This window comes from Bdellovibrio sp. SKB1291214 (genome assembly GCF_002209355.2).
Taxonomy (GTDB): Bacteria; Bdellovibrionota; Bdellovibrionia; order Bdellovibrionales; family Bdellovibrionaceae; genus Bdellovibrio.
In genome coordinates, this window is the sequence record NZ_CP106855.1 from 2,197,841 (window position 1) to 2,219,960 (window position 22,120).

General features: G+C 46.1%; 19 protein-coding genes. 9 read left to right on the forward strand and 10 right to left on the reverse strand.

Annotation, left to right across the window (positions count from 1 at the left end; translation table 11 throughout):
• Window positions 1–19: 19 nt before the first annotated feature.
• The 4 genes from mgtE to B9G69_RS10935 all read right to left on the reverse strand — a co-directional run bounded on the left by mgtE (window position 20) and on the right by B9G69_RS10935 (window position 5,759).
• The gene (gene mgtE, locus B9G69_RS10920) at window positions 20–1,357 is read right to left on the reverse strand and encodes a magnesium transporter (protein WP_088615040.1); all 1,338 of its coding nucleotides are present in this window, start codon (window positions 1,355–1,357) and stop codon (window positions 20–22) included.
• A 130-nt stretch (window positions 1,358–1,487) separates the two neighbouring features.
• Entirely contained in the window at window positions 1,488–3,356 is a 1,869-nt protein-coding gene (locus B9G69_RS10925; RefSeq protein ID WP_088615039.1) for an ABC transporter ATP-binding protein, read from the reverse strand.
• Window positions 3,349–5,136 carry an ABC transporter ATP-binding protein gene (locus B9G69_RS10930; RefSeq protein ID WP_088615038.1) on the reverse strand — a complete coding sequence of 596 codons (1,788 nt, stop codon included), beginning with the start codon at window positions 5,134–5,136 and terminating at the stop codon, window positions 3,349–3,351. The genes B9G69_RS10925 and B9G69_RS10930 overlap by 8 nt, the downstream gene beginning before the upstream one ends.
• Window positions 5,133–5,759, reverse strand: coding sequence for a 2OG-Fe(II) oxygenase (locus B9G69_RS10935; protein ID WP_265437737.1), 627 nt, complete (start codon window positions 5,757–5,759; stop codon window positions 5,133–5,135). Before B9G69_RS10935 ends, B9G69_RS10930 begins: the two co-directional genes overlap by 4 nt.
• 31 nt (window positions 5,760–5,790) lie before the next feature.
• Between B9G69_RS10935 and B9G69_RS10940 the strand changes: the two genes are divergently transcribed.
• Window positions 5,791–7,302, forward strand: a complete 1,512-nt coding sequence (locus B9G69_RS10940; protein ID WP_254916828.1) for a flavin monoamine oxidase family protein — start codon at window positions 5,791–5,793, stop codon at window positions 7,300–7,302.
• Here the strand turns inward: B9G69_RS10940 and B9G69_RS10945 are convergent.
• Window positions 7,294–7,806, reverse strand: coding sequence for a hypothetical protein (locus B9G69_RS10945; protein ID WP_088615035.1), 513 nt, complete (start codon window positions 7,804–7,806; stop codon window positions 7,294–7,296). The two genes, B9G69_RS10940 and B9G69_RS10945, sit on opposite strands and share 9 nt — an antisense overlap.
• 1 nt (window position 7,807) lies before the next feature.
• Window positions 7,808–9,517, reverse strand: a complete 1,710-nt coding sequence (locus B9G69_RS10950) for a DUF2785 domain-containing protein (RefSeq protein WP_088615034.1) — start codon at window positions 9,515–9,517, stop codon at window positions 7,808–7,810.
• A gap of 316 nt (window positions 9,518–9,833) precedes the next feature.
• Between B9G69_RS10950 and B9G69_RS10955 the strand changes: the two genes are divergently transcribed.
• Complete coding sequence (locus B9G69_RS10955; protein ID WP_088615033.1) at window positions 9,834–10,145, forward strand: hypothetical protein; 312 nt, start codon at window positions 9,834–9,836, stop codon at window positions 10,143–10,145.
• Between the two features lie 56 nt (window positions 10,146–10,201).
• On the opposite strand, the gene B9G69_RS10960 is transcribed toward B9G69_RS10955, so the two are convergent.
• Window positions 10,202–11,059 (reverse strand): hypothetical protein, encoded by an 858-nt coding sequence (locus B9G69_RS10960; RefSeq protein ID WP_254916827.1) that lies wholly within the window; start codon window positions 11,057–11,059, stop codon window positions 10,202–10,204.
• A 346-nt stretch (window positions 11,060–11,405) separates the two neighbouring features.
• Between B9G69_RS10960 and B9G69_RS10965 the strand changes: the two genes are divergently transcribed.
• A complete protein-coding gene (locus tag B9G69_RS10965; RefSeq protein WP_088615032.1) occupies window positions 11,406–11,888 on the forward strand; it encodes a YceI family protein in 483 nt (160 codons plus the stop codon).
• Window positions 11,889–11,940: 52 nt separating this feature from the next.
• Here B9G69_RS10965 and B9G69_RS10970 read toward each other — a convergent pair whose 3' ends face one another.
• Complete coding sequence (locus B9G69_RS10970) at window positions 11,941–12,687, reverse strand: hypothetical protein (RefSeq protein ID WP_088615031.1); 747 nt, start codon at window positions 12,685–12,687, stop codon at window positions 11,941–11,943.
• Between the two features lie 9 nt (window positions 12,688–12,696).
• Window positions 12,697–13,869, reverse strand: coding sequence for a hypothetical protein (locus B9G69_RS10975; RefSeq protein WP_254916826.1), 1,173 nt, complete (start codon window positions 13,867–13,869; stop codon window positions 12,697–12,699).
• Between the two features lie 80 nt (window positions 13,870–13,949).
• On the opposite strand from B9G69_RS10975, the gene B9G69_RS10980 reads away from it, so the two are divergent.
• Together B9G69_RS10980 and folE are read left to right on the forward strand one after the other, a co-directional pair.
• The gene (locus tag B9G69_RS10980; protein ID WP_088615030.1) at window positions 13,950–14,624 is read left to right on the forward strand and encodes a PilZ domain-containing protein; all 675 of its coding nucleotides are present in this window, start codon (window positions 13,950–13,952) and stop codon (window positions 14,622–14,624) included.
• Window positions 14,625–14,689: 65 nt separating this feature from the next.
• Window positions 14,690–15,412: a GTP cyclohydrolase I FolE gene (gene folE / locus B9G69_RS10985; RefSeq protein ID WP_088615029.1), complete on the forward strand. Its 723-nt coding sequence runs from the start codon at window positions 14,690–14,692 to the stop codon at window positions 15,410–15,412.
• Window positions 15,413–15,547: 135 nt separating this feature from the next.
• On the opposite strand, the gene pepN is transcribed toward folE, so the two are convergent.
• Window positions 15,548–18,163 (reverse strand): aminopeptidase N, encoded by a 2,616-nt coding sequence (gene pepN, locus B9G69_RS10990; protein WP_088615028.1) that lies wholly within the window; start codon window positions 18,161–18,163, stop codon window positions 15,548–15,550.
• A 26-nt stretch (window positions 18,164–18,189) separates the two neighbouring features.
• On the opposite strand from pepN, the gene B9G69_RS10995 reads away from it, so the two are divergent.
• The 4 genes from B9G69_RS10995 (at window position 18,190) to B9G69_RS11010 (ending at window position 22,064) form a co-directional block, all read left to right on the forward strand.
• Entirely contained in the window at window positions 18,190–18,546 is a 357-nt protein-coding gene (locus tag B9G69_RS10995; RefSeq protein WP_088615027.1) for a VOC family protein, read from the forward strand.
• A gap of 74 nt (window positions 18,547–18,620) precedes the next feature.
• Entirely contained in the window at window positions 18,621–20,771 is a 2,151-nt protein-coding gene (locus tag B9G69_RS11000; RefSeq protein ID WP_088615026.1) for an FUSC family protein, read from the forward strand.
• 72 nt (window positions 20,772–20,843) lie between these two features.
• A complete protein-coding gene (locus B9G69_RS11005) occupies window positions 20,844–21,431 on the forward strand; it encodes a hypothetical protein (protein WP_088615025.1) in 588 nt (195 codons plus the stop codon).
• 72 nt (window positions 21,432–21,503) lie between these two features.
• Window positions 21,504–22,064: a hypothetical protein gene (locus B9G69_RS11010; RefSeq protein ID WP_088615024.1), complete on the forward strand. Its 561-nt coding sequence runs from the start codon at window positions 21,504–21,506 to the stop codon at window positions 22,062–22,064.
• Window positions 22,065–22,120 lie beyond the last annotated feature (56 nt).

Here is a 22,120-nt window from a genome sequence, read left to right on the forward strand (position 1 = left end):
TTTTTAGAACTATTAGTTTTTAGAGGAGCACTCCGTGAAGGATCACCGAAGCCACCGAGAAGTAAATGATTAAGCCGGTGACGTCCACCAGAGTCGCAACGGCAGGGGCAGAGGCAGATGCCGGGTCAAAGCCGATCTTTTTAAGCAAGAACGGGAGCATTGATCCAGAAACAGTTCCCCACAAAACGATACCAATCAAACTTAGCATCACGGTTACGGCGACAAGAACATAGTGAGGGCCGTACAAGGCCTCACGAGTTGGCCAGATCAGGATACGGCAAAGGCCCACCAGACCCAATGTCACGCCCAGCGCAAGACCCGCCAATAATTCACGGCCCAGAACGCGCCACCAGTCGCGGATACGAACTTCGCCTAAGGCCATCGCACGGATGATCAATGTCGATGCCTGAGAACCCGAGTTACCACCTGAGCTGATAATCAAAGGAATGAACAAGGCCAAAACAACGGCGCGCTCGATCTCCGTTTGGAAGTATCCCATGGCTGTTGCGGTGAACATCTCGCCCAAGAATAGAACAAGCAACCAGCCCGCACGCTTTTTGATCATCTCGAACATCGAGATTTTCATATAAGGAGCATCCAGGGATTCCACACCACCCAGTTTGTGGATGTCTTCTGTGGTTTCTTCTTGGACCGCTGTTGCCACGTCGTCGAACGTAACGATACCCTTCATCACGTTGTTTTCATCAACAACGGGCAGGGCCATAAGATCATGTTGAGAAAAGATGCGACCGATTTCCTCTTGGTCCATATCAGGTGGAACTTTAAGAACGTCAGTTTGCATGATTTCAGAAATCTTAGTACCTGCAGCGGCAGAGAAGATTTCACGGAATGAGATCACACCAGCCAAATGCTGTTCAGAATCTAAAACGTAAGCGTAATAAATCGATTCAACGTGGGTCTTTGCTTGGATGCGCAGATAACTGATAGCTTCATCCACGGTCATTTCGGCGCGCAGGCGCACGAAACGAGTGCTCATCAAACCCCCGGCAGCGTCTTCGGCATAGGCCAGCAGGGCGATGACTTCACGTTTTGTTTGGGGATCTAGTAACGACAAAAGATCGTCTTTGTGATCGGCACCCATTTCCTGAATTAAATCGGCCACGTCATCGGGAGCTAGCAAACGCACCCAAGAACGCTTCTCAAGGTGAGACGCCTCGGAAATAAGTTCGGCCTGGTCATGGGTTGGCAAATTTAGGAAGAGCTCTTCCGCATCAGTTCGGGGTAGTTCTTTGAATTTTTCACGACGCTCATCAGGGGTCAATGAGGCCCACTGATCCGTCAGGCTGATTACGGAGTTTTCGTCTAGTGTTTCGTCGAGGGTTTGGTTGTTATCCATGCCCACCTCACTGCTGCGTTTGCACTCCGAGCATCGTCGGAGTAACTAGGTTGCTCTTTATGTCGTGAACCAGAGGTACTCCTTTTAATCGGATGCGGCAAACTTTAAATGAAGGGGTCCGCGATTTTATTTAAACGAGTTCTGTTTTTTTAAATCGCGTCAGAATTTCATCAGTTGGTCCCATCTCGACGATCTCGCCATTCTGTAACCATAAAATCCTATCACACTTAGCAAGGGTCGATAAACGGTGAGCGATGATGATCTGTGTACGATCAGCAAAAAACTCCTCGGTGGCACGGACTAGGATCTCTTCTGATTGCGGATCCACAGAACTGGTTGCCTCATCCATGATCACAATGGGGGCCTGCTGCAAAAGACAGCGAGCCATACATAGCAATTGGCGCTCTCCAAGGGATAAATTTTTACCACGTTCTTCGATTCTCATTTCAAGGCCCTGGACTTGAGCCTGTACCCATTCCAAAAGGCCGACTTTTTGAAGGACCTCGAGAAGGGCTTTATCGTCGTGATGACCTTCGATGTCCAAATTGAAACGCAAGGTCCCTTGGAATAAGATCGGCTCTTGAGAAATAAAGGCCATGGATTGACGGTACAGATTTAGATCCACGCCGTGATCCGTGGTTTTAATTTTAGGCGCATGCTGGTTGATCGTAATCGAACCCTTAGAGATTGGGTAAAGGTGAAAGAGGGCTTGAATCAAACTTGATTTTCCAGAGCCTGTTCGACCCACAATGCCTAAACGTTCACCTGCCTTCACTTCAAAGTTTAGGTCCTTAAGCACCCATGGCAAGTCATCGCGATAGCGGAAGGACAAGTCTTTGACTTCCACAGAAGCACTGCGATTTTCCGTTAAGCGACGATGTGCTAGGTACTTTTCAGTAGCCACGGCGTAAACCGGGTGGCCAGTGGCGAAGCTTGCTGACGAAGGCAAATAGTTTCCTTCCTCAATTTCCATGCGCATGTATTGGTCCAAACGCTCTACACCAATCATAGCCTCTTCGAACTGGGTTAACCATTCAAAGAACATTTGAACGGTATTCCCCGAAAGGGAAATGAAAGTAAAGGCCACGCCCACAGAGCCCACGCTGGCCCAGCCTTTTTCAATCATGAAATACGAGGCCACGCCTGTAATCAACAAAAGAACCGCGGTTAAGCTATTCATTTGGAATGAAAAGCTGATCAGTTGTTTTGTGGTGAATAGTTTTTGGCTTAAAAAATAGCGATCCAAGCTTTCGAATCTTTCCGTAAAGGATTCTTGGCGACGGAATGAACGAATCGTGCTGGCCCCTTGGGTTGTCTCTGCAAAGTGGGCGATGCTTGGCGAGCGACTTGCCGAAAGCTCGCGACGAGCTTTACGGAGTTTTTCCTGATTGAGTTTGTACACGCAGAAATTTAATACGCCGATGAAAGCGACCAAAATCAAGAAAATCGGATTCGCGACAGTGATCAGAATCGTCATCATCACTAAATCGAAAATGATACTTAGGAATTCGGCCAGTGGCCCCCCGAACAGGCGAAATACATTTCCGTAGTCGCTGGAAAAGCGCGTGATGATCCGGCCTGCTGGAGTGTTATCAAAGAAACTCATCGGCAGGCGAGACGTTCTTAAGGTCACTTCGTCATAAAAGCTGGAGATTGCCTTCGCTGATAACCTGGAAAATCCCACGCGGAAAATCATGGTCATCACAAAACCTGTCAAAGCCATCGTCAAAAGCAAACCAATGATTTCAGCGGAGGTCAGATTTTGCATCGGTGAAGGTTTGCCGACCAAGCTGTCAACCCAGTATCCGATAACGTTGGTGTTACCCAAAAGCAAGCCCCGTCCCAGGACACCTAGAACTAAGCACAGACCGATGCGCACCAAATAGGGTTGATATGCAAAGTACAAAGTTTCAAATAAGGTTTTACTGTAGCCGCCTTCTTTGCGTACTTCGCCGTCAGATAGGTATTTTGGTTTTGCAACCGGGGTACGATTAGCCACGAGTCACCTCGGTTTCTTTTTGAGCGGTGGCTTCTTTGGCAACCGATGTCGTGTATTCGCGGAATTTTTCATTGCGGGCCAAAAGTTCCTCGAAGGTCCCTTGGTCAATGATCCGCCCATCCTCAAGGAATAAAATACGATCCACCCGATTTAACGCTGATAAACGGTGAGTGACCAAAAGGCGTGTTCGATCTGCCCAAGCCCCCATGAGCAAAGATTCAAAAAGTTTTTGCTCTGTATCGACGTCCACCGCACTTAAGCAATCATCCAAAAGCATGATCGGTGCATTGTGAAAGTGAACTCGAGCCAGGCTCACACGTTGGCGTTGTCCCCCAGATAAATTCACGCCTCGTTCGCCGATCTCTGTACCTAAACCTTTTTCAACTCGCTCGGTGTTCAATTCAAACTGGGCAAGTTTTAAAGATTCTTCAACCATCGCATCGCGCTCGGGATCGATATCATAAAGGAAGGCGACGTTTTCACGCAAAGTCGCACTCATAATAAAGCCCTCCTGCGGAACATAGGCAAAATTACCGCGAACGGCATTGTTTTTTTCTTTCAAAGCATCCATCGCACCGATGCGATAGCTTTGGAAGCGAGCCCCTGTTTCACGTAGCAGTGATAGGAGCAGCATCGATTTCCCAGATCCCACTTCGCCAACGACAGCCACAAATTCGCCATCTTTGATATCGAAATTCATATTTTTTAAAATATGCCGGCTCCCGATACGAAGATTAAGACCCCGCACTTGCAACGCAAACTTTTCATCCAGTGCCGCTTGCTCGGGAGTTTCTGTGTTCGCAGCATCCGTTTGGTTGTTTTTTGTTCCAAAGAATTCTTCCAGACGTTTTAACGAGGTCCATGAATCAAACGCAAAAGTAAAGAACCAAGGCATCTGACGGAACGGGCGAGTCAAAAAGATGCCGACAATCCATAGCAGCGCCAAAAGTTCGCCGCTGGTCAGGCTGTGCTTTGAATAAAGAACCAAAGATCCCAATGTTACAACATTCAGGACGAATGTGATCGACGAAGAAATGGCATTCATCATTTGACCATTCGTCACCATTTTGACACGGTTGCTGGTTTCAACTTCACGTTTAGCGAAAATGTTTTCTTCAAAATGACGAATCCAACCTAAGATACGAATCGTGCGAATGTTTTGAATCCATTCATTCACTAAACCAATTCGTTCTGCCGCTAATTGTTTAAAACGGAAAAAAAAGCGCGACTGACGGAAAGCCATGAATGTGTTTAAGCACGTGATTCCAACCATCACCCAAATCGTGGGCCATAAAGGAATGTCGAATAAAACGGAAATGGCGAACGGTGAAAGGATCAAAGGGAACAAAGTCGAAGCACCTGCAGGCAGCGTCTGATCCAAAAACACCGTGGCACCTTGAACATCCGTCGCATACAAAGAAACGATCTCGCCCACAGGACGATGGCTCATCGTATCCACTCGAAGGTTCAAAGTTTTTGCATACAGGCGTTCTGCAAACACTCTTTGCATGAACAAGGCTTCCTTCGAACTTAGATAATTGGTCAATTGGCTGAATGTTTGAGAAGAAAGCACACAAACGAATGCGCCTAAGATGAACCACAAAGGGGAGCTTAATTGAATCAAGTGAAGTTTGGTGTGGACTCCGGTGATTTGATCAATGAACTCCTTTTGGAAAAAAGGTCCCAGGATACCGAATAAAGCCGCCAGCAACGAACAGCCCAAAATCAATATGCGGGCATGAAGGCGGGTGAAAACTACTTCTGAAAACAAAGATCTCATAATGCGTCGTCCCTAAACCACCCAGTTAAACTCAGGCCGGGATTGAAGCTCTTTTCTACTTGGTGAGGGAAGAGGTCGCTTCGAAAAAAAATCAACTGACCCAAGCGAGGCTCTACACGAGCAATCATCTCTTCGGGGTTCTCTGGATTGTACAGGCTCAATTCTCCGCCGTGCTCTTTTTGCCAAGCCTCATTGAGATACAGCACGAAAGTGATTTTGCGGTGACTCGCTCCACGGGGGTTATCGATGTGCTTATCGTAACCGGCTTCGGGAGGGTAAAAAGCAAAATGACTTTCCACACGTTTTAATCCCATAAAGAAAAACTGATTCAATTCCTCGCGAATGACATTGAGGCTCTGCAGGAATTGTTTCTGTGTTTCAGAGTTTCCTTCATCCAGCCACAGAGTGAAATCGCCACGAATTTCAGCAGATATTAATTTGTTGCCAGAGGGACCCATGGAAGCTTTTTTAAGAAAGCCGTCGGAGTATAATTTTTGACACTCTTGGGCGAGACTTGCACAGAATTCAGGAGCAAAGACCTCTGCTGAGAGAGCCCAGTTTTTTTCCGCCAATTTCTCGAAGGACTGTCTTAATGCTGAGAGATTGATTTGCTTCTGTTCCAAAGTGTTGCCATTCTATTCAGGTGAGGGATTGATGGCAAAGCGTTCTTTAAGTCGTCGCGAGTTTTTAAAAATTTCTGCGCTGAGTTCAAGCGGTCTGTTTGTGTCGAGTGCTTTGGGGGGCTGCGCAGGCCTTGATAGACTCTTTACCGGAGACAAGCGAAATCTTGACGGAGAAGTGGTCATCCTTGGGGCGGGCGCTGCAGGATTGGCGGCAGCTCACACTTTGAAAAAGAATAAAATTCCATTCAGATTATTTGAAGCCTCCTCGCGCGTCGGTGGACGGGTGCAAACAGTTTCAATGTTCCCAGGGGAGGAGCCCCTGGCGGAACTGGGTGCTGAGTTTTTCGAAGAGCACCATCGCACCGTGTTCGCGATGGCTAAAGAGTTCAGTTTGACTCCGTTAGAAATAAAAACTCGCAAAGGACTTGAATCGCATTATTTCCGCTTTGATGGGCAAAACTATCGCGTTCAAGACATCCAACCTCGTCTTAAAACTTTAGCGGCGCCTTTACGTCGCGTCCGTTCGGATTTATTCCGTGATCAAGAGGCGATTCTGACCTATCGCAACTCTCTGGTATATGATCGCGCCAGTTACTATGACACCCTGTCCTTAGAGGACTTGTTGAATTCGTGGAAGGGTGAAGTTCATCCCGTTATTCTGAAGCTGATTGAAAGCCAAGCTGTTTCTCGGTTTGGTGTAGATGCCGCTGATCAATCATCTTTGCATTTCTTGAGCACCCTGGATTCCGAGGGCAGCAGTTTGCTGACGGGTCGTAATATGTATCGTCTTGAGGGCGGACTTACGAATTTTATGCAAATGATGGCAGCCCGAGTGGCTGGTGTTTTGCCTGACCACAGTTTGAAAATGAATCATGCGTTGGTGGAGATTTCAGAAAAAGAGAGCGTGTTCACGCTCAACTTCCAAACTCCTCAAGGTCGTCAGCAGTATCAGACTCGCAATATCATCTGCACTTTGCCATTTTCAAAGTTGCGGGAAGTCCATAATATCGATTCTCTTTATTTCTCGGATGCAAAAAAAGAAGCGCTGTCCGGGTTGAATTACGCAAGTCACAGCAAAGGTGTCTTAGGGTTTGATTCCGCTTTTTGGAATAAGAAAAACAGTGTGCCCGCGAACCTTGGAAACTTCACGGGTGATTTCTTGTCGCAAAAGTTCTGGGATAGCACGCGGGAACAAAAAGGTACGAAGGCCTTGTTGACGTACTCTCGCGCAGGGAAATCGGGTTTGTCAGCCGGAGCGAGCGCCGAACAAGAAGCCCTTTTTGATTTGGGATTGTTCTACAAAGACGTGCCACAGAAAGCTGTGGCTCACCAAATGGTGAATTGGAAACAACGTCCCTGGGCCTTGGGTTCGATGGCTGTTTATAAAAAAGGACAGTACATGAAATTCAGGGGAGCAGCCGGGGAGGCAGAATACGGAGGGCGCTTTGTATTCGCTGGAGAACATACCAGCCTTAAATTCCCGGGCACCTTGAACGGTGCCCTTGAGACGGGAATCATGGCTGCAAATTCAATATCACTTTAATTCCACTGGCATCACAGCTTTGTCACCTTTAGAGCTTACGAAGCTGTCGACATCAGATTTATTGATGGCGCTGATCTTATTCGTCAAGCGGTTGCTTGTTGTGGGCATTCCTTGTGGAGCCGTGCCGTCAGCATTCACCCAAGAATAGTTCTGCTGTGGAGAAACCACGAACACCACAATGTTGTAAGAAGGACGGAAACCCTCTTTTTCAACCTGCACCTGTGGCAAAGTCACATTGTCGCCCGTGATATAAACGGTGCGAGATTCTTTAACTTGAGAAATGTTCAACTGGGATGCATCCGTGGAAATGAATGGACGTGATCCCACAGCGTACATCACTGTCAGATACTGACCTTTATAGTTTCCAAGTTTACTAACTTGGATTGATGGAACTGTTTCCAACTTAGCTGCTTTTGCAGATTTAGTGGAAAGGGAACCACTCATTAAACCTAAGCCAACGATCAAAGTCAGTGCATTGATGATAACAAGTTTTAACGATTTCATATTACTGAGCTCCTGCTTTCGCATAATCCAAATACATCACTAAATGTCCTTTTGGATCCATGACGACGCGATTTATATCTAATTTCAAACCCAAAATTTCTGGTGGAAGGGGAAGAGATCCTGGGATCGCTTCTTCTTTCGTTTTCCAACCAGCGCACTGTTCACGAAGTTTATCTTTGATACCTTCACGAACCTTGCCCTTCAGAAGCTTGCCTGCCAAAGAGAAGTACTTGTCGTCCATCGACATAGTGTCCACATCGATAGAATACAGTACAAGCTGCATGCCGCTCTTATCCGCCATTTGGCGTAATTTTGCAATGATATCGAAGTCGACAACGATTTTCTCTTTGAGGAAAATCGAGTCGGGCTTGTTTTCCACGGAGACGCGCAGTTTAACGAAGGTTTCAGTGTCCTTAAGTGGCATCGCAACTGGCGCTTTTACATAGTCAATCAAAGGAGCTGCCATCATTTTCAAAGTGGAACCATCTGACATCGCAATCTTTTCGAAATTACGGCGTTCGAAGGAAAGCTGCATAATACGATTGATTAAGCCACGATCCAGGCTCAATCCAATGTCATATCTTTCCTGGGGAACCAGTCCCCAAGTCACCTGACCACGGGATTTATCCTCGGAACGAGGTAGGCTGCGCGGATTAATAGGGTCCTCGGCATAAGCGCCCAGTTCAATATTCAGGGACTCTTTTAGCCCAATGTTTTGCAGACGCAGTCCCCATTTAAAATCCGGGCGCGTGTCATTGGGTTCTTTGCCGGGAGGCACCATATTTTGAACTTGGTCCAAATTACCTGACAAGAACTGTTTGGCTTTCTCGTTTAGCATTGCAGGAAGCTGCGTTCTGGCAAACTCACCCAAGTTTTCTCTCACAGTTGTTAAAATCTGCGGAGCTTGTTCCGTGAACAGCTTGTCGATTTCTTTATTGTTCAGCAAAAACTTTTTGCCGTTAATTTCGATTGCAAACTGCGGCACCAAAAGTTTTTTGTATTGCAAGGAAACAGGGATAGTATCCAGGTTGTTTTCAACCTCTAAAGCTTCAAATTCCAAAGCCCCATAGGCGTTCATGCGAAGATAAAATGGCAGGCGGATTTTAAGTGGGTTTTTATTGTCACCCGCAGTCAGGCTGACTCCTTCCGCGCCGAACTGGCCGAGGAAAGCATTGTTGAAGTCCCAAACTTTGACGGAGTTTGTTCCCAGAGTTAGATGCTTAATCTCAAGCTCAATCGCTAAGATCGCGCCTTCACGCTTGCCTAATTTTTCCATCAATTTTTGATCCGTCACTAAAGAGAAACGGGAAAACTTAGCCACGTACCCTGATTCACCAATTTCGATAGTTGGACGGTGCTCGTTCAAAGAAAAGCCCACAAGCCATTTCGTTAAAAGCTCGCGAACGTTTTTATACATTTTAACTTCTTCAGGATGATCCTTCGAATAATCATCTGGATTAATAGGCTTTTCGAAAGTGTAGGACAATGCTGGGAAATACCCCTCGTCGATATTCACCCCTAAGTTGCCAAGGATTTTCCCAAGCTCAGTATCAAAGTACTTCATCCCACGAGTCGTGACATGCACTTGCACGGCTTTATTCAGCAAATGCTCCTGGGTCATGTAAGGGTCTGCATCCATCGCGTGAACGGGCAGTGCGGTAGATAAACCCAGCACTACAGGGAGTAATAATTTATGAGTCTGTCGAAGCACGGGAACCTCATAGTTTAAGAGATGCCTCTGCCAGTGCAAGGATGGGTCCATATCAAATCAAATATGTCGTGTCTCTAAGGACACTAAGGGTGTCTTTGCTGTCTAGTCACTGCACAGGTCGGAAATTCCTACAAAAGTAAGTGAGTCGCCGCTTCTACCTTGCCACATGTTCATTGTTTTCACCCAGGACATGGAGAAAATGCCATGACGAGTGTTTATTCCAACACATTTTGAAAATGCTAACGTGTATGTGGGACGAATATGCGGTGAGGTTGTTTCGCACAGGAATCATCCTTTGCAAACACAAGGAGACTCAGTGGAAAACAACATGGACCGCAATCAGAATCAAAATCAAAGCAATCAATCTGGCTCTAGACAATCTGGCCAGGGATCGCAAGATCAAAGCCAAAATCAACGTCAAGGTTCAGGCGACAGACAGTCCAACAGTGGGGGACAGCAAAATCGCAATTCAAATCAGTCATCCGGATCAAAAGAGTCGCGCAACGCCAGTTCCATTACGAGCGATGACACTGAGGATCTTCGTAATGAAGATCAATTTGACGAGCAAGAAGACAGTTCTGCAAATGAAGGTCGTGAGAATCGCGCAAATCGCGAGAGCCGTATTTAATTTCGCAAAAAAAAGCCCTGCGATTGCAGGGCTTTGGTGGTTTCAAAATTTATATTTTAGAACGCCCAACCGTAACCGGCGCGAATCATCATTTGAGAGGCGCTGGACGTGTTGTTATCTGGGAACATGGCATAGTCCAACTGGATAGGAACATAGGTGCGTTTATCCAGGTGCCAATCTACTCCCAAAGAACCTACGATCGTTTGGTTTGTTGTGATTTTTGCTGTATCCAGAACGTTGGAAGATTTTTGCATTGCGAATAGGAAGCCCAAGCCGCCACCCGCAGAGAATTCCAAAGAAGTTGTTCTATAAAAAGAGTAGCGGATCAAAGCATTCATACCTAAGTAACCAATGTCAGCTGTACATTTCATACCTGACGTACATGAGCCACCCGAAAACCCAGAGGAAGCCGTACCTGTTACATTCAATGTTTCGTAACCAACCAGGATTTTAACGCTGATGTTTTTATCTAAGTATGTTTGATAGTAACCATCCAAGTTAAAGCTTGAACCAGTCATAGTCATTGATCCAGTAGATGACTTAACATTCATCGAGCTATTAACCATACCGGCCATCAGACCCCAGGATTTTTTAGAGCCGGAAGCTTTTCCACGAGATTTATTCACTTCGCTTGGCGCCGCACTCATGCGACCTTGGAAGCGTTGAAGAGAGTTACCTGCAGCTACATTTCCTTTAGAAACCGTAGCGATAGCTCGGCCACCTTGAACTTTAGATACTTGCAAAAGACCGCGCTTTTTACCACTGCCGTCGATGACAAAATACTGATCACCAACGAGTGCTGTATCGCCCTCAAGATCAATAAGTGCTTTGCCGCCGGATACTTTAGTAACCTTTGCTGCGTTCGCGGTGATGGACAGGCCTAGTAATATCAAAGTTGCAATCAGTGTTTTCATACGAATCCTATCGACACAAATCGAGAAAATCTTAATCCAAAAGACCAAGTTTGAAACATCGTCTCATTGTGAGATTCTCGCAGAGTTTCTATACAAAAAAACTGAAAATCGCCGAAACTGGATTGGGCCATTTGAAGTCATTTTTGAGGTCGCCGGTCTTGAATACGTAAATGGTAAGTCAGGCCAAACAATAAGTTCGTCACTTTACTTTGGAATTATAGAAAGCCAAGGTGGCGGAACGAAAAATTATGCCAGACGATGGTGGGACAGTGAGTGCATCTCAGCAACAAGCTGTGTATGATTGGATTGCTGGTATTCAGTAAGATAAAACCATGGGGGAAATGGAATGAAATTGGTTATTGCAGCAGCATTGGTTACTTTGGGTGTGTCTAGCGCGTTTGCTCAGTCTGTCGTATTCGACGTGACTTTGAATCCGATGGGAGACTTCAAAGCAAAAACAAATCAGATCAAAGGTTCAGCAGTTTTGAAGGGCGACACAGTCACAGCTCAAAATATCGTTGTGAATATGAAGTCCTTGAAAACCGGTGTTGATCTTCGAGATAAGCACACTCAAAAATATCTTGAGACTGATAAATACCCAACAGCGACTTTGATCTCTGCGATCGGTAAAGGTGGCAAGGGTAAAGCTAAAATCAAAATCAAAGATAAAACGATCGAAGCAAACGGCACTTATAAAATCGAAGGCAGTTTGCTAAAAGCAGAATTCATCGTTAAAGCATCTGATATCAATATCAAAGATGTTAACTATATGGGCGTAGGAACTGAAGATGACGTGAAAGTTCACGTTGAAGTTCCAGTTTCTAAATAATCTGATGAGAAATCAAAAAAAATCCCGGAAAGACCTTCCGGGATTTTTTATTTTAGTAGCGATAGTTGACGCCAATTTTCCAAAGATAGGCACCCTCATCAATCGGACCAATTGCTTGGTAAAAATCCCAAGCCTTGAAAATTCTTAAGTTCATATCTGCTAAGACCGCCACATTATATTTTTCGCCTGCCGCTGCTTCCACGCCGTTGCCGGATGGCAAATCAATGTTACGCATATAGATCATTGCTGTTCCACCCACATTCACCTTGTTCGTCAGACGCCAAAACAGACGAGGAGTGATGGCCAGCATGCTGAAATTTTGCCGCTCGACTTTTAAGTCATTGCTAAATGGACCTGCATTCGCGCGACCCGCAGCCAGCAGCGCTCCGGCGCTCCAACCCCAGCGCATATAGTGAATCTCTTTCTGCAGTTGCAGACCAATTCCGTTGAAGTTCATGTTTGAAGATGTGGTGACGCCCAGTTGGCTCACCGTCATATTTTCATTCCACTGCAATGATGTAAGCCCCACAGCCCACGAGGTAACCGTCACTGGCGGCAAACGTTTGGCGCGGGGGCGCGCAATACTTGTTCCTTCCGTCGATTCCGAAGGCTCTGTTTCCTGACCATCGTTTTGAACGGCCTGTTCAAAGGCATCATCAGAGTCTGGATCAATAGTCACCGTTTCCTCAAACGTGATATCGGAATCGGAAGTCGTCGCGTCCTGTGCTTGTTGAGCGGCGGACGTTGCAGTCATCATCATCACTAAGCAAAATAATAGGGACGTATTCAATGTTATCATTCCGCTCTCCTAGTATGACACGTGCACTTGTGTTTGAAGGGCCCACGAATCGTCAACACCTGCTCCGTCTAAATTGGTCTTACCGTTGCTAAGACTTGCGCGGAACTCTGTTCGAGGTAGTGGAAAGGCTAAAAGACCAAAGGTGTATTTTAAATTCTCTGAAGAAGATTTTTGAATGTCGTCTTTAGAGTGTTCAATTGTTGTTAAAACATTATAACCACGAGTGATGGCTACCATTGATTGCACCCATGCATATGAACCCAGTTGTGGGTCAAGATTGGTTCCCTTGCGAGTTTGCTCTTTCAATCCAGCCTCTGCCAAAACAGATGTTCCTTTGGAAAGTCCCATGCGAGTCATAACCCCCGCAAGTCGCCAACGAGTTTGATCCGATTCCGAGGCCAGAACCGAGCCACCAACTTTGAATTTTTCATAGACTTGGTATTCGCCGGTGACAGCCACACCTTGCTGGCGCTTTTCAGAAACCGTGTAAACGCTGCCAAAGAAGGGATTTACTGCAATATCCCAAACTGGATAAGTGAAGTGCGCCATGACTCCCAAAGACTGTCCGTATTGATTGAGTCCCACATCAGAAGCCGGGAAGCGATTTACCGCTGTATGATCCACATTGCGAATGCCGTAGGCCTTATCCATCTGTCCTGCGTACCACCAAAGATTATTGCTTTGTTTGATGCGCACATAAAACTCTTTCGCATAGATGGACCATTTGTCGATCGTCGTTTCTGGAACGTCAAAGTCAGCATAGGAAGCCGTCGTAATTAACGAGACATTTTGTTTTTTATCAAAAAAGAAATTCAAATTGAAATCGCGCTGCATATTCACCCATTTGTTCACTTCGTTGGAACCATTTGGGTTCTGTTGAAAATAAAGACCGCGATATTTAATCCCCGGGCGAAAGAACCACGGCATTTGTTGAGTGACTAAAAATCCAGAGGCATTGCCGATGGTTTCTTCTTCCATGCTGTCAGGAAAAACGGCGCGGGAGGTGATCTCGGTTGCAAACAAGGCGCGACCGTAATCATTCAAGGCTCCACCGCCTAAGCCGTTATAGTGGCAGGTGATACATGAGGAGTAACCGTACCCAATGAAGTCGGGATATGCCACGGACTGTTTTGATACTATAAGAACGCCAATAAAGATGAGGATATTCAGTAGTTGTCTCACAGCTAAACAGTCTATTTGGAACACTCTGGGTTGCAAGAAAAAAACTGTATTCTCACATTCGTCAAACCGATAAGTTAGCCATGAGAAGAATTGCGGGAATTACACACGGTCCTTGGGTGATTGTGCCAGCGGCATTTACATTGATGGTTATTCCAGTCATGGATTTTACGACGATGCATACGGGGAGCACAGTCCCTCTTGAGATCATCGGTTGGTTGGTGGTGTTTGCCGCAGGAATTAGCTTTCTGATTCGTCATAAGCTTTTATGGCTGATTGGCCTTGTTCTGTGCGCTCTTTTTCTTGCCATCAATCTCTCTCATTTAATGTTTTTCCAAGAACCGCCACTGGCTACGGAGGCGATGGCCTTCAAAGTAGTTAGCTCGGTTGTGGTTGCTGGTGTTGCTTGGTTGTACTTTGCCAGATCTCCAGATTTGGATCGTCGCCAGCACTGGGTGGGACAGACGGCTCATCGCTTTTATGTCGATACCCCTGTTGTTTTGGGGGGCACAGAGGCATGTAAAACCGTGGACCTATCTTATACGGGAGCCCGTATTACGGTGCTTCAAGCCCGCGATAAATTCAAAGTAGGGCAAAGGGTTTCGGTGGAGATCCCCGATATTGATAGTTTGCTTTGCCAGGGCAAAATTATTGCCGTTTCGTTCAATGAGATTCGGGTCCATTTTGTAGATACCTCTGACCGTGAACAAGAGCTGATTCGTCAGTGGCTGAACAGTCAAAATTTGCAAGGTGTTTAAGCTTTCCCTTCCTTGGGGGGCACTTTTAGGGCATAAGAATCAACATCTTAAGAATAGGAAACACCATGGGCAAAGCTAAACCTAAAAAAGTCACAAAAAAGAATCCAGGTAAGCACTCTAAAAAAAGAGTGGTGGATTCTGAGCTCGAGCAGATTTTAAGCACTAAGGACATTTTAGATAATGTTCGTCCAACACCCATGATCAATAACGGTCTTAGCAATGAGCAAAAGATCGAAAAGATCACAGAAAAATTCACTGAAATTTTAGAAGTCTTGGGACTTGATTTGAATGACGACAGCTTGGCAGATACACCAAAACGCGTGGCTAAGATGTATGTGAATGAAGTGTTCGGGGGCCTAGATCCGCACAAGTTTCCTAAGATGACGGTGATCGATAACAAGATGAACTACGACCAGATGATTGTTGTTCAAAATATCGAATGCTTGTCATTCTGTGAACACCACTTGTTGCCAATTGATGGCTTTGCAACGGTTGCCTACATCCCTTACAAAAAGGTGATTGGTCTTTCAAAGATCAATCGCGTCGTTCAATACTTTGCTCGTCGTCCGCAAGTGCAAGAGCGCCTGACGAAGCAAATTGCTGATTGCTTGCAGTATGTTTTGGATACGGAACACGTCGCAGTTCATATCAACGCAAAACATTACTGCGTGATGATGAGAGGTATCGAGGACACGCACAGCACGACGGCAACTTCGGACGTTCGTGGGCATTTTAAAACGCTGCCTGAAACTCGCGAAGAGTTCTTGCATCACTGCCGTATTAAGTAGCCTGTCTTCAAAGTCACCCAAAAGGTACGTCCTTACTTTCAACGTACGTCCTTACCTAAAAATAAAAAACCACGGTTCATCACCGTGGTTTTTGCGTTTGGAGGTAAGCAATTACCTTTTTAGGTAAGGCCGTACCTATTGGAGGGCGGATTGGAGGAGTTCGCGGGAGTTTTTGGAGAGTCCCGGTACGTCTACCATGCGCTTGATCTGTTTCATTGCGAGCTCTTTCAATTGTGGTTCCAGTTTACCAACGAAGTTGAAAGCCGAGCACAAACGTGCCGCCACTTGCGGATTCTTTGGATCGATCTCAATGATCTTATCTGCGATGAATTCGTAAGATTTTTCATTGTTGAAGCTTACGATGTTTGTCGTAAACGCACGAAGCAAGGAATACACATTATTCGGATTGTTGATGTTAAAGGTTGGGTTTTTCGTCAATGCTTTGATCTCGTCCAAAATATGCGGACGGTGAGCAAGGGCTTGAACCGTGAACCATTTATTGATCACCACAGAATCGTTTTTCCAATTATCGTGGAAGTCTGCCAGAACCTTTTCACGATGAGTGCTTTCAGAATCAGCTAAAATCATCAACGCCGTCATACGGTCTGTCATGTTTTGAGCTTCCCAGTATTGCTTGTTCACGATGTCAAAGATCGCAGGATCATTCAACTCTGCCAAATAATGCAAAGCTTGGTTTTTCAACAAGCGTTGACCAAAGATTTTCGTATCACGGCTCTTAGGCTCTACGTTGTGATACTTGTGATAGGTTGCAAGCAAAGCTTCTTTGTTGCCTCGAGCAATCTCTTTGCGGATCGTTTGACGAGCTTTATCAAATGCCACCGGTTGCAACACGGGCTCCATTTGCGCCAAGATCGCAAGACTTGGCAGTTGCAACATTTTCGCTTTGAAAGCGGCGTCCATGTTTTGATCGCTCATCACCGTGGTCATAGCTTTCAAGAAACGTTGGTCGACTTTCAACTCTTTGCCTTGACCATGTTGCTTGATCAAGTCAGACATCACACGCAATGCAAGTTTTTGAGCCATTTCACGACGATTGAAAGAGTCTGTGTCTTTCTCCATTAAGAAGTACAAGTCTTCTTCAGAAGCTTCCCAATTCAAATTCACTGGGGCTGAGAATTCACGCAAGATCGACAGAACAGGGCGCTCTTTCAATCCTTTGAATACGTAAGTTTCTTTTTGAGCTTTAAGTTCGATCACATTTTGACCGTCAGAGTTCTTTTCAATTTTCTCGCAATTTAAATTCAGTTCTTTTCCAGATTTATCTAGCAGTCCCATCATTAATGGAATGTGGAATGGATCTTTTTTGGGTTGGTTCGGCGTCGGTGGGCACGATTGTTCCAGAGTCAGGTGGTATTCGCCAGCCTTGTCATCGAAACGCTCTTGGATTGCCACCACAGGTGTACCAGATTGGTTGTACCAACGTTTGAATTGCGTGAAGTCCTTGCCATTTGGTTCCGAGATCGCCGCTGCGAAGTCTTCCGTTGTCACCGCTTGGCCGTCATGACGTCTGAAGTATTCATCCATACCTTTGCGGAAACCTTTGCGTCCCACAATCGTTTGCATCATACGAATCAACTCGGATCCTTTTTCATAGATCGTCATCGTGAAGAAGTTATCAACTGCCATGCAGGACTCAGGACGAACCGGGTGAGCGTTGGGACCCGCGTCCTCGGCAAATTGACCTGCGCGTAATGAATCAACGTCTTCGATGCGTTGAACACCACGATCCGTCATATCAGCAGAGAATTCTTGGTCACGGAATACCGTCAGACCCTCTTTCAAAGAAAGTTGGAACCAATCACGCAACGTCACGCGATTCCCTGTCCAGTTATGGAAGTATTCGTGTGCGACCACGGATTCAATCGCGTGGAAGTCTGCGTCTGTTGCAGAGTTAGAGTCAGCAAGGACCAAGCGAGAGTTAAAGATATTCAAACCTTTATTTTCCATCGCGCCCGCATTGAAATCATCGATGGCAACGATCATGTATTCGTTTAAGTCATATTCACGACCAAAAACTTCTTCGTCCCATTTCATGGATTTTTGCAAAGACTCCATGGCGTGCCAGCAGCGCTCTTGTTTGCCATGGGCTGCATACACTTCCAAATTTACTTTGCGACCGCCGGAAGTTGTGAAAGTGTCGCGGATAACACCCAAGTCACCAGCTACCAGTGCGAACAGGTAGCAAGGTTTTTTGTGTGGGTCGCGCCAGTAAGCTTTGTGACGGCCATTGCCGATGTCCTCAACTTTGATGCGATCACCGTTCGAAAGCAGAACCGGGTATTTTGCTTTATCAGCTTCGATAGTCACTGTGTACGAAGTCATCACATCCGGACGATCCATGAACCAAGTGATTTTGCGGAATCCTTGGGCCTCGCACTGAGTACAGAAGATGCCGTTTGATTTATACAATCCTTCAAGGGATGTGTTGTTTTGCGGCTCCAATTGAGTTTCGATTTCTAAAGTGAACTCAGAGGGCACGTTCGCGATGATCATTTCTTCGTCAGTGAGTTGGTAATCAGCCGCGGTTAGAGCCTTGTCGTTGATTTTCACACTGACAAGTTTCAACTCTTCGCCGTTCAAGTGAAGGGGAACACCTGCTTTCAGTGTTTTGAATTTGGATTTAGCGATAACTCGACAAAAGTCCTCGTTTAAAATGAAGTCGAGGTTCACGGACTCAACCGCAAAAGCGGGCGCTATATAGTCCTTAAGATAAATTTTCTCTTGTTTCATGGTTCCTCGCTTCCGATAATAGAGCAATGAGTTTGGTATTCTCTTCTATCACAATTAACACTGGCCAGCTACAGAACATGCTGGTTTTTTACAGCCGAATTGGCTTTAAATTCCAGATGGTAAAAGTGGACAAGGGGAGTGAAGTATATCGCGCTGTGCACGATGGCGTCGAGTTTTCCCTATACTCTGTGCCGAATGCATTAAAATCTAAGGTTCCCAGTGTTCAGTTGGGATTTCAAATTACAGAGCTGGAAAAAACTGTCCAGGATTTGGCAAAAATCCCAGGGACACTGCTCATTTTAGATCCAACGGACCTACCAGAAGGAATGAAAGCCATTATTTTGGATCCCGATGGTCACTCGGTTGAACTTTGTCAGAAATAAGGTTCATATTTTTATCGTTTCATAACAGATTCAAAGCTTGTTTCGCTCTCTAACGGGAGTAGCATTGAAGTATTATGGCAGTTCCTTCGTCATCACAATCCTCTTTTTGGGCTCCACTTTTAAATTTTGACCGTTCACGATTAGACCTCTGGGTCGCGTCGCGTGGCGCCATTGCCATTGGCATGTCGATGTTGATCGGAGTGTGGCTTAACTCCAACACCATCGGCATGATTATCACCCTGGGTGCCTTGAACGCCTGCTTTTCTGATAACTCCGACGCTTATGCATTTCGTGCAAAACGCATGGCAAGGGCTGCGATCGTCACGGTCCTCTTGGTTTTCTTGGCTTCGATTTCTGCAGGAAATTTTGCAGTGTCATTAGTGCTGGTTGTGTTGCTGGCATTTGCGTCGGGTTATTTGATTGTTCTTGATACGGTGCTGGCAGATTTAGGTGTGGTTGCGATCACAACATTTGTGGTTTTTGGGGCGCATCCTATGGAACCCGCGCAGGCTTTTCACCTCAGTCTGTTTGCACTGTTGGGCGCAGGAATTCAAGCACTGTTAGCCTTGATGTTGTGGCCTCTGCGCCGTTATCGTCCCGAGCGTCGGGCTTTGGCGAAATTCTTTGTCGATCTTTCGGGACTTTGTGATTTGCAGTTTAAGCCCGAAGAAGTTCCTGGTGGAAGTGCACAGAGTACCCATACACAGATTAACTTAGGCGCCATTTCACAAGACTCCCGACCCGAGGGCCGTCGCTATCGCTCTTTACTGACACAAGGAGAACGTTTGCGTTTAGGAATTTTATCTTTGGGGCGGTTAAAGAATCGTATCGAGCGTGAAAACCCCGGCAACCCATCGATTGATATCATCGCCGATTTTTTGGCGATGGAAAAAATCCTGCTGCAAAAAGTTTCAATCATCATCGCACAGGAAGACCAAGTGCAACAGGCCCGTGACTATTTGAAAGCACTGGACAGCGACACAGCAAAAGTTCGCGATAACGATTACAGCAATCAATCAGTCTTTATGAAAGCTGTGCTCAGCGATGCTCTTCGTCAGATGGAATCTATTGTCGGGCAATCGCGTGCGGTGATTGAACTTGCAGCTCGCACCACCGAAGCAGGGATGATTGAATCTCATCGCAGTGAAAACGCACGTCCATGGCGCTTTCGTTTTCGTGGGGTGTGGGCCACATTGAGAGCGAATTTTACTTTTCAGTCGCCGGGATTTCGGCATGCTTTGCGCTTGTCGATCTGTATTGCGATCGGTGAATTGATCAGCCATCAAATTGCGTTGGATCGCAGTTATTGGGTCCCGATGACAGTTGCCATAGTTTTAAAGTCCGATTATGCGTCGACTTTTAATCGCGGGCTTTTACGGATCGGTGGCACGATCTTGGGATTACTGCTTGCGACGGCTTTGTTTCACGTCATGCCCGAGGGGCACTTCTGGGCCATTGCTTTGATGGTGATCTTTGCTTTTCTGATGAGATGGGTGGGGCAGGGCAACTATGGAATCTTTGCGGTTTCGGTGAGTGCCTTAGTTGTTATTTTGGTTGCGATGACGGGAGTTCCTCCAAAGGATGTGATTTGGGCGCGGGGAGTGAACACTTGTTTGGGCGGAGCATTGGCGATGTTCGCTTACTTGTTGTGGCCGACTTGGGAAAAAACGCAGCTTTCAGATGTGGTTGCAAGAATGCTTGATACCTATCGCCGATCTTTTCATGCGATAGCGACGTTGAGTTATGGAGGACCCGCCGTCAGCCCTTACGAGCGAGATCACCTTCGTCAACAATCACGGGTGGCGCGCGCCAATTACCTGGCATCACAAGAGCGCTATTTACGCGAACGTGGATCGACTTCCGTAGATCGCGAATTCTTGGCAGGTGTGACGGTTTCGGGGAATCGCTTTGCTCACGCCCTTGTGGCACTGGAGTCAGCCTCGCCATTTGCTTTGGATACAGAACAACAAAAGATATTTAAAAGCTACGCCGATAAAGTCGAAGTGACTTTAGAAAATTTATCCCGCGCACTGCATGGAGCTGATGTTCCCAATAATGAATTCCCAGATCTGCGCGCGGCTTTCGTAGAGTTAGAAAAAATGAGAGGAGAGCATGATCGCTATAGTCTGTTCTTTGACGAAACCGATCGTATGACAAACAGTCTCAACACCTTGTGCGAGTTCATTCTTAAAAGGCTTCAACAGAATCGTCTGGAGAATAAATAGAGCCTGTAATAACACATAGGACTTACTCCCTCGGACTCACAAGCATAAAATGGGATATGAGGGAGGTCCGTTATGAAAATCACCGTCACCTTCACCGCCCAAAATCGCCTTTTAGAAGCAGGTCTTTTTACCCCGGAACATACCACTGATGAAGAACCCTTAGCCGCTGTTCTGATCGAGGGTGCCATGACCGGCGGTGCCCAAGAGATCTCAGAACGAGTGGCACGCACTATTTGTGAGCAGGGACTTGTCTGCATGGTTTTAGATCATGCCTTTTACAACGATGATCAACTGGCACCGCGATCGTGGGAATCTCCCAGTAAAAGAGTCGCTGATATCGTCGGGGCTTTGCATTTTCTTCGAGATAACAATATCGTAAATCCGCAAAAGTTGGTTGCCATGGGCATCAGTGTCGGTGCCGAATACATGACAAAAGCACTTGAGGTTACAAATTTATGTAAAGCCTTTGTGATTATTCAAGACCGTCATGAAGTGACACCGGACTTTGCTGGCAGAGTAGAGGTTCCAACCACATTGTTTGTATCAAACAGTTATGAGGGCTCTGCTGAAGATGCCGTCACCTGGATCGCCACTCTTTTTAACAGCCAACAAGGTTTAACAAATAAAGACTTTATGAGTTGGGATAGTTTCAGCGAATAGGACTGTCTCATCCTGAGATAGGGCACAACCCTTGAATTAGTTCCCAGCAGTGAGCTAACGAAAGGGTTTACTGTGAAGTTGGGTCAGTTCAAAGTTGTTGTAACGGTGATTCTAACGCTATTAATGGGGCTTTCGGCGGCAGAGGCTGCCAACAAGAAGGCGCTTATCAAAATGAGACAGCCGAAAAAGGTCTCGGCCGTTAGCAAAAGCTGGCAACGCGAAGTTGTTAATGATTTATATGCGGCTACTGCATCTGCAGAAAATATGGATTCCCAACTAGAACCTCTGATGAATGCTTCAGGATTTTCTTTCTGGCAGAAATGGAAGCGCGGGATAGACGAAGCTTCTTTGCAGCGCACTTTCTCTAAAGATCTAAAAGGCCATTTGCAAATTATGGCGACGTTGTTTGAAAAACACGCTCAATATAAAAAATTTGATCGCGTCAGTGAATTTGAATTTCAAAATTTAGTTCGCAGAAGTGACTACATTCTGTCGTTGCCAGTCTCACGAGCTGCTATCGAGAAAAGCATGGAAACGGCAAAATTTGCGACAGATTTTAAAGTCGCCCTCGCAACCTATAACAAAGAACGAGTGCGTTTTGATTCGAAAGTTATCCAGCTAGCTCAAAAATAAATTATCGCGTTCTCAGACTGATAATCTCCAGCGTTTCCACTTTTTCTCCATACTTT